This is a genomic window from Succinatimonas hippei YIT 12066, assembly GCF_000188195.1.
In the GTDB taxonomy this organism is placed as follows: Bacteria; Pseudomonadota; Gammaproteobacteria; order Enterobacterales; family Succinivibrionaceae; genus Succinatimonas; species Succinatimonas hippei.
This window is the reverse complement of record NZ_GL830984.1, coordinates 1-8,201: the sequence shown is the minus strand read 5'-3', so window position 1 is coordinate 8,201 and position 8,201 is coordinate 1. Positions and strand designations below refer to the sequence as shown.

Annotated in this window: 6 protein-coding genes; 2 read left to right on the top strand and 4 right to left on the bottom strand. The window is 39.2% G+C overall.

Annotated elements, in window-relative coordinates; translation table 11 throughout:
* Positions 1-167: 167 nt before the first annotated feature.
* Together HMPREF9444_RS04545 and HMPREF9444_RS04540 are read left to right on the top strand one after the other, a co-directional pair.
* Positions 168-566: an H-NS histone family protein gene (locus tag HMPREF9444_RS04545; RefSeq protein ID WP_009143190.1), complete on the top strand. Its 399-nt coding sequence runs from the start codon at positions 168-170 to the stop codon at positions 564-566.
* A gap of 245 nt (positions 567-811) precedes the next feature.
* A complete protein-coding gene (locus HMPREF9444_RS04540) occupies positions 812-1,378 on the top strand; it encodes a C40 family peptidase (RefSeq protein WP_009143189.1) in 567 nt (188 codons plus the stop codon).
* An 83-nt stretch (positions 1,379-1,461) separates the two neighbouring features.
* Here HMPREF9444_RS04540 and HMPREF9444_RS04535 read toward each other — a convergent pair whose 3' ends face one another.
* The 4 genes from HMPREF9444_RS04535 to HMPREF9444_RS04525 all read right to left on the bottom strand — a co-directional run bounded on the left by HMPREF9444_RS04535 (position 1,462) and on the right by HMPREF9444_RS04525 (position 7,974).
* Complete coding sequence (locus tag HMPREF9444_RS04535; protein ID WP_009143188.1) at positions 1,462-3,666, bottom strand: two-partner secretion domain-containing protein; 2,205 nt, start codon at positions 3,664-3,666, stop codon at positions 1,462-1,464.
* Positions 3,667-3,675: 9 nt separating this feature from the next.
* On the bottom strand, positions 3,676-5,178 hold the full coding sequence (locus HMPREF9444_RS04530; protein WP_009143187.1) for a ShlB/FhaC/HecB family hemolysin secretion/activation protein: 1,503 nt from the start codon (positions 5,176-5,178) through the stop codon (positions 3,676-3,678).
* 207 nt (positions 5,179-5,385) lie between these two features.
* A complete protein-coding gene (locus tag HMPREF9444_RS10930; protein ID WP_009143186.1) occupies positions 5,386-5,529 on the bottom strand; it encodes a hypothetical protein in 144 nt (47 codons plus the stop codon).
* Positions 5,530-5,544: 15 nt separating this feature from the next.
* Positions 5,545-7,974: a penicillin-binding protein 1A gene (locus HMPREF9444_RS04525; protein WP_050778999.1), complete on the bottom strand. Its 2,430-nt coding sequence runs from the start codon at positions 7,972-7,974 to the stop codon at positions 5,545-5,547.
* Positions 7,975-8,201: the final 227 nt, after the last annotated feature.

Sequence of the window (8,201 nt, the reverse complement as noted above, 5' to 3'; positions counted from 1 at the left end):
TTGTGAGCCGGATCATTATGCGTTGTCACTATAATTAAAGTATATTTATTAAAGACAATTAATATAAAACGCTTGAATTTTATTAGTAATGTTTGTATAAATAACAATAAGACAGATTAGGTTCAATCTTTCTGTCTATTTGTTTTATTATTTGTATAGGTAAGTGCATGGAATTAAATATTCGTAACCTTTCTAATTCTCGTTTTATTAAGAGTGCAATTAAGGATGCAACTTTTGAGCAGCTTAATACTATTCGTGAAAAGGTAAATTTTGTCGTTGAAAGCTTGATTGAAGACGCAAAAGCTCAGGAAGAAGAAGCAAAAGCTCGTCTTGATAAGATTGCTAAGATTAAAGAAGACTTATTAAGTCAGGGTTTAACTATTGAGGATCTGGTTTCTGTAGATACTCCTAAGGTAAATAAGGGAAGAAAGTTTCCGCCTAAATATCGTTTTACTGATGAAAACGGTCAGGAGCGTACATGGTCAGGGCAGGGGGCAAGGCCGCGCGCCTTACAGAAGCTTTTAAATGAAGGTCATAGCCTTGAAAGCTTTTTAATTCGTGATTAATAAAAATGTTAGGGCGCCTAAAGCGCCTTAATTATTTGTTGTAGGATATATAAAACTTAAAGCGTAATATATTAATTTAATGGTGCATCAACGTATTAAATCTATATTTTGTATATAAACCTACTTTCTTAATAAGATATTTTGTTAAATGTGTTTTAGTTTTTTTTAAAAAAGATTGTAAAAATTATTAAAAGCGGGATAATCTATAAAAGATATATATTTGTTGTTATTTATTCTGCTTCCCGATGAATTCTTCCCGTTTTATTTGTATAGCCGCCGTTTGTGCTTTGTTTTTTCACACAGGCTGTACCAGCTCCTCATTTTCTGGTGCTTCCGGCAGATATGAATCAACTCATCAGATTCAGCAAGCCGCTAAAGCTCAGGACTCTCACTATAAAAAATTTGCAAAGCTTAATGAAAACGAAATAGAACTATTGCGTGTAGCCTATCGTTATATCGGCGTTCCTTATCGCTTGGGCGGTTCTTCTCCGCGCGGTTTTGACTGTTCCGGTTTCGTTAAGTATGTCTTTGATAAATTCAACATCAAGGTTCCGCGTACTTCAGTTGCGCAGTACGATCCTGCACGCAGAATCAGAGATCCAAGACAGTTAAAAGTCGGTGATTTGGTCTTTTTTAGCGGTCGCCGTATTTCTCAGCGCATCGGACATGTAGGTATTGTTTCTAAGGTTAATCCTAAAACCGGAACTTTTGCGTTCATTCATTCTGCACGAGCCGGAGTTCAGGAGACATCTTCTGAGAATGAATATTACAAAAAGCGATATTTAAAGGCTTGTGCCGGACCGCTAAGATAAAAAAAACGGCAGGTTTTCTAACCTGCCGTAAATGTATCGGGAAAGTAAAAATGAAAAAGTCTTAAAATCCTTGAAACTCGTGCTTAAAAATATTTAAATTCAGCAATCTCTTTTCTAGATTTCTCAACATTCAATCCTTGGACGGCACTATCAAATTTTAGTTCCCCTTTTTTGTTTAATTTTTTCTTAAAATTTTCTCCGCGTTTAGTACAGTAGTCACATCTGCTGTCGGAAAGAGCCTTTTTAAAATTAGGATGCTTTTTAGCAGGAACCAATGGTGTTTGTGGCGTGACGGAAAAATCAGGATCTATATTCATATCAGGTTCTGAAGGCTCGGTAATCGGAAAGTCGGTAGTTAAGCTTCCGCTTTTTATCGTGTATGTATAATTAGATGAACTCCCCTCTTTAGGCTCTAAAGTTATGTAGTAAAAATTGGGTTTTTCGGAGCTTTTGTTCAGCTTTACTACAAGATTTAAGTCATCGATACTATCGCCGTCACAAAATGGAAGCTTGTTAAGGTTTGAGATGATCTCATTGGGTAACAAATTAAGGTCAGCGCCTTGTCCTAAGGTAATATCGCCAATAACAATTTCGCCTAGATTTTTAGGTGTGACAGTTACTTTTGCAGTTGAACTAAAACTTTTTTGCCCATTTCCGCTTAAAAAATAAAATTTATCCCGGTTTGCGCTTAAATCTATGTCATATGAACCGACATTTTTAATATAAGGATGGTTTGTCGTTATATAGTCATCGGCAGTAAACCATGGGGTACTCGCTAAATCTTGATAGGTATGGTTTTTTCCGTCATATTCAATAACGTAGTCTTCAGCAAAATAAGGGATTAAAAATCCGGAGAGCTCTGCTGTGGTTTTATCTTGATTAATTACAAAGGCATTATTCATCAGATCGTTATTTGTCGAGTTTTCTTCTGCGTTTTTAATTCCTTCTTTAATAGTTGAGGCAATAGAAATAGTGCTGTTGTTTTTACCTATAGCCGAAATTTTAAAATCGCTGTTATGTGAATTTCCGCTTACCAGTCCGTAAGTTTCGATTGAACCTGAAGCTTTTCCGAAAACAGAGCCTAAATAAAGATTTTCTTTACTAAGAAGAATCTCAGTATCTTTGGTAAAAGAAGAAATAATGTTGCTGAGTTTATTGTTTCCTTCAATGCTCCCGGCTAACGCTCCGACATTTATCGTATCGTTTAAATAAGACGGATTTTCAAAGCTTACTTTAAAGTTTTCAACAATAATGTTTTCAAGCGTACTGTTATTTATTATTCCGGCAAGAGCTCCGATGTTTTTACTTATATTATTTCCGGAAACATAGATTGAACTGTCGCTTATTTTTAAATTTTTAACGGTGGCATTATCAAGTTCTGCGAATAAACCTAGATTAGGGTATTGGATTAGATTTTGATCATAATTAACATCCATATCGAAAGATAGGACATTATATGCTCCATCTAATTTTCCTCTAAAAGGATTAGCAAAGTTATTGGGCTCAGAAATAGTGCCTAAATCAATAGAATTTGTGAGCCAATAGTTTTCACTATAATTGTTAGCAATGTTTTTAAACTCATCAGCTGTTGAGATCGCTATTTGTCCTGAATGATCGACAAGTCCATCTTCTTGTGTAAGATTAAAATCCTTGGCAAGATTAAGTTGGCTCTTTGCTCCGATATCAATACGTTTGGTTGAGCTTTTAAGTTTTATTTCATTGCCGTTTACCAAATGCTGCAGCCTTTGGTTCCCTGCGTAATTTTTTATGTTTTCGGCAGCTTTAATAATAATTTGTCCGCCGTCAATAATAAGGTTATTGGTGTTGATTGTTGATAGAGCCGTAACTTTACCCATGCCTCTTCCGGTTAATTCAATGACTCCTTGCTGTGTAAAGTCTTCAATCATCTTGTCATTGAATTTTGCCGTAGAGACGCCGAAAGTAGGGACGGATACGTTTGAATTTGCGGCCAGAGTCACTCCGTTGGGATTAACGATAAAAACCTTACCTTTGCCTATGATATTTCCTTCAATCAAAGTACTTTTCGACCCTTTGACTAAATTAAGGTAGTTGTTTTTATCAAAATTTACCGTTCCTCCTTTTCCGATATCAAAACCGTTCCATTTGATAACGTTGTTTAAGTCCGATGATGAAATATTAAGAGCGTCGCCTTGATTGGTTATTGAGCCGTTTCCTTTAATAAATTCTCCGCCTTGCGGTAGGACAGCGGCAAAGCTGAAAGAAGGTATTAAAAAAAATGTGGTAAGAAATTTGCTGAATTGTTTCATGAACACTCCTTAGTTAAAAAAGTCATAACCTACGCGAAAGAATATTTGACCGTCATCGCAGTCTTTATAAGGTTTGTTGCCGATGACGGTCGACAAATCCAATGAACTGAAAAAACCGTGGTATTTAAGCTCGGCAGACAATCCGGCACCGTATATATCCACATATTTAAAATTTCGTGATTTAACTGCAGCTGCGTCTAAATGCGGTTTAAAGGAAAGGTCGAAATTTTTAAACGGGGAAATGGCAAGTGACAATGAAGACAAAGCGCCGCAGTCTCCGGAGACTGCTGAAGGGTCATATGCCGTAACCGCATCGGCTCCGCTTGCTAAAAATTGTTCTGACCCTTCAAGCGCAGTTGATGCCAGCTGTAATTCGTTGCGCAGTTCCACTGCTGTAACTTCATTGAATCTGTACCCGGCGTTTATTCCGAAATTGCCGATGACAAAAGATCCGTCATTTATTACGTTGTAATCGTCATCGGCATAAAGGCGGCCTAAAGTAGCTTTGGCAAATCCTGATAAGAAAAAGCGTTCGTTTTTATGCTCAAAAGTAAGTGTTCCGTAAGCTGCGGTAGAATGCTTGTTGAACTGTAAATCAAAGTTTGAAAATTCGTCTTTAAGATCGCGGTATCTTGCTCCTAAAAGAAAATCTATTTTAGTTTCATTACTTCTATGTACCGGTTCTTTTAGGTACATTTCATAAGTTTGGGCCGTCCCTTTTGCTCCGAGAGCAGCATACTCTTTACCAAGCTCATAATCGCTTAAGCATATAATGATGCCTACAATAGTGGGATGAGAGTTTAGGGGAAACTCATAAGTAACAGAGTAATTATTTTGCTTTTGGGAAGATCTTGCATAGAACAAGGACAGATTATCGGCGTTTGATGTAAGACTGTTTACTTTTATAACTCCGCCGAAACGGTATTTTCCCGAAGCTTTTGTACCGTGGTTGTCTGAAAAAGCCAGAAAATCTATTTTGTTTTTAGGCTGAACGTTTATATGCAGATTATCAAGATAATTTTCATTATCGGTGTTGAATTCGGCTTTAAGGTCAAAGCTTCCTAAATCTGAGAGCTTTAACAGATACGAGCTGATATCATCAAGATTAAGTGCATTATCTTCAAGGGTTTTTAGTTTATAAAAAAGCCTTTCTTCTGCACTTTTTCTTAAATAATTACGATCGTTTATGATAATTACGCGGTTAAGGTGCGGTGTTAGTACCTCGACGTTTAATATTCCGCGGCTTATTGTTTGCTCGGGAATAACGGCAAGTGATCCTGGGTATCCGTTTTCGCGATAATAGTCGGATACTTCATTGATGATTTGCTGTAAAAGATCGGCACTTATATTTTTGCCGATAAATCCTTTAAGTATATCTTTTAGCTTTGAAGGATTGACGCTGCCTTGTGAGCGTACCTGAATATCTTCTAAGTGAAAGTTTTTTGTGTAGCCTGAAAAGCTGCAGGCTAATGCGCTTATAAAGGCAAGAGTTTTAAAAAGCTTTTTGTGCATAGTGTCAGCTCTTAATTGTTAATGGTAAAAGAGCTGCTATTTTTACAAAGTTGTAAACACGTTAAGTTTGCAAACACTGCAAATTACACACAACATGTCTGCAAAGCAGATATATAAGCGGTAAAATTTTTGGGGGTGCGTAAAAAATCGGTTTAAAGTGACAGAATGAAAATAACACAGCCTGTCAATTGACAGGCTGTATTTTGATTATTTTTCCGGTTGCTGCTGTTGGAAGAATAAAACTTCGCGTCTATCTCTTTGTCTTCTTTTAGCAAGCTTCTGTGTCAGGTAGCGGCGACGTCTGCGATTTAATGTCGCTACCTTGCGAAAACTGTGAGCTCCTGCTTTCACTTTTTACTTCTCCTTCTAGAAAATAGACTCTTCACTTATATTGCTGGTATTTACGCCGGTATTTTCAACCGCCTGTCCCGTAGGCTGTTGGGATACGACGAATGTTCCAGGCAGTACGTAATCTTTTACGCCGTTGTACGTCTGCATTGTAACCTCTTTGGGTTTGTCAATTAGTGCAGGCGGTACGTTTTTATCCTGTGCACGTTTGAAAAATTCAGTAAAGATCGGTAATGCAGTATATGCGCCGCCTTCAGGACCTGCATAACTGTGGCCTAAGTTGCGGCTGTCATCAAATCCCACCCAGGCAGTAGCAACCAAATTGGCGTTAAAACCTGAAAACCAGGCGTCGTGAATGTCATTAGTGGTTCCGGTTTTGCCGTGCAGGTCGGTTCTGCCGGTATAGCGGGCCGCACGGTTGCCCGTACCTCCGAAATTATGATCTATTCCGGCACCGCCGTAGATCACCGAGCGCAGCAAGTCGGAAACGATAAAAGCGTGCCCGTGTGACAGTACCTGTTCGGCGCTGTTTTCCGGAACATCAATATCATCGTTATATTTTAAAGAGATATCATTAATTACCTTATCCGGAAATGACGGATCAGCAATTTTAGGATCGGCTTCATATATGACTTGACCGTCCTTTTCAATGCGAGATACCAGATAGGGAGTAACTTTATAGCCGCCGTTGGCAAATACGGAATAAGCACTGACAAGCTGCAGCGGCGACACTTCTACTACGCCTAAAGCCATGGAGGTAACCTGTTGTGATTTGGGTACTTCAATGCCGAATTTTTTTACATGCTCAACGGCAGCGTCAATACCTACTTTGTTGATAAGTTTAATTGAAATAATGTTTTTAGAACGAGCAAGCCCTTCACGTAAAGTCATAACACCATCATAGCGGTTAGGAGTATTTTTAGGCTCCCACCAGGTACGGGATCCCGTTTCCCACATCCTTAAAGGTTCGTCGACTAATGTGGAGTTGACGGCAATGCCTTTGGCGACAGCTGCTGAGTATATGAAAGGTTTGAAGTTTGACCCTGTTTGGCGTGAGGATTGGATTACGCGATTGAATTTACTCTTATTAAAGTCATATCCGCCTACCATAGCGGCGATTGCGCCGTCTCCGGGACGTAATGCGATTAATGCGGCTTCAGCTTCGGGGACCTGTGATAAGCGCAGTTTTCCGTCATCAGTGACATAAGTATAGATGAGATCGCCTGCACTTAAAAAATCCGACGGTTTGCGCGGAGCATTACCTTGGCGCCGGTCGTTGATAAAGGGTCGGGCCCACTTCATTCCCTCCCAGGGAATAGTTTCGGCAAAACCGTTTTTACGCATGATTTGTACGTTTTGATTTTTGTCATCTATTTTGGTAACGATGCCCGGATGGATATAGTTGTACACGTCATTTTGCGCAAGGAGTTTTTTGAGATTGTCTTCTGTTATTTCAAAATCTTCAATGTTGCGCACGTTAATTAAGGCTTTACGGTAGCCGTGGCGTTGATCGTAATCGCTAAGACCTTTGAATACGGCGTACTGCGCTGCAATCTGATCTTTTGAATTTACGGTAGTGTAGACGCGAAGTCCTGCGGTGTATGCTTCTTCTCCGAACTTTTCAAGGGCAAATTGTCTTGCCTCTTCTGCTACATATTGAGCGTTAAGCTCAATAGGAGCGCCGTGGAATACGGCACCTGAGGGTTCGTTGTCGGCAGCTTCGTATTCTTCTTTAGTGATGTACCCGAGATCGAGCATACGGCCTAAGACCAAATGTCGGCGTTCTTTGGCACGGGTAGGACTTGTTATCGGGTTTAAAGTCGACGGTGCTTTGGGTAAACCTGCAATAGTGGCGATTTCGCCTAAAGTCAGATCTTTTAGCTCTTTTCCGTAATAGACGTAGGCGGCAGCGGCGACGCCGTATGAACGATGTCCTAAAGCTATTTTGTTTAAATAAAGCTCTAAGATTTCATCTTTAGTGAGAACTTGCTCGATTCTCCAAGAAATGAAAATTTCTTTTAATTTGCGTTTTATGGTTTTTTCACGGGTTAAAAAGAAATTTCTGGCTACCTGCTGGGTTATGGTACTGGCGCCTTGGGTCGCGGAAGCGTTGCTTATAGATACGACTGCAGCACGGATGATGCCTATCGGATCGATGCCGGAATGCTCGTAAAATCTTGAATCCTCAATGGCAAGGAAAGCTTGCTGCATTTTTACCGGAATATCTTTGATGTCTACAGGAATACGTTTGTTTTCCCCGAATTCTCCGATTAAAAGACCGTCGGAGCTAAAGATTTGCATTGGGGTTTCAAAGGTTACATTCTTTAATTCTTCAACGTCAGGCATCTCTCCTAGGGTATTATAGTAAATGCCGGCAACGGCCCCGCCGGCTAATGCAATGCATAAAAGAGATGACCAAAAGAATCCACGGATGATGCGTAAAATCACTGCATACCTCTATTCTTTTTTTAGCAATGCCGTATATTTTACCAAAAAAACAAAGGGCAAATATTAGATACTTAAGGCTAACACTCTTATTCTATAGGTATTTTATAAAAGCTAATTTTTAGCGGCATTATTGCATCCTAACGGTTTAGGCTCATTTTGATAATTGCAAAAAGAATTTAGCAAATATTAAAAATTTTTATCAAAAAAGATCAGCGGCTAAAACCCCG

What these genes read in the sequence shown, in the direction of transcription:
- HMPREF9444_RS04545 (WP_009143190.1), top strand. Translation starts at nt 168, where the DNA reads ATGGAATTAAATATTCGTAACCTTTCTAATTCTCGTTTTATTAAGAGT.
- HMPREF9444_RS04540 (WP_009143189.1), top strand. Translation starts at nt 812, where the DNA reads ATGAATTCTTCCCGTTTTATTTGTATAGCCGCCGTTTGTGCTTTGTTT.
- HMPREF9444_RS04535 (WP_009143188.1), bottom strand. Translation starts at nt 3,666, where the DNA reads ATGAAACAATTCAGCAAATTTCTTACCACATTTTTTTTAATACCTTCT.
- HMPREF9444_RS04530 (WP_009143187.1), bottom strand. Translation starts at nt 5,178, where the DNA reads ATGCACAAAAAGCTTTTTAAAACTCTTGCCTTTATAAGCGCATTAGCC.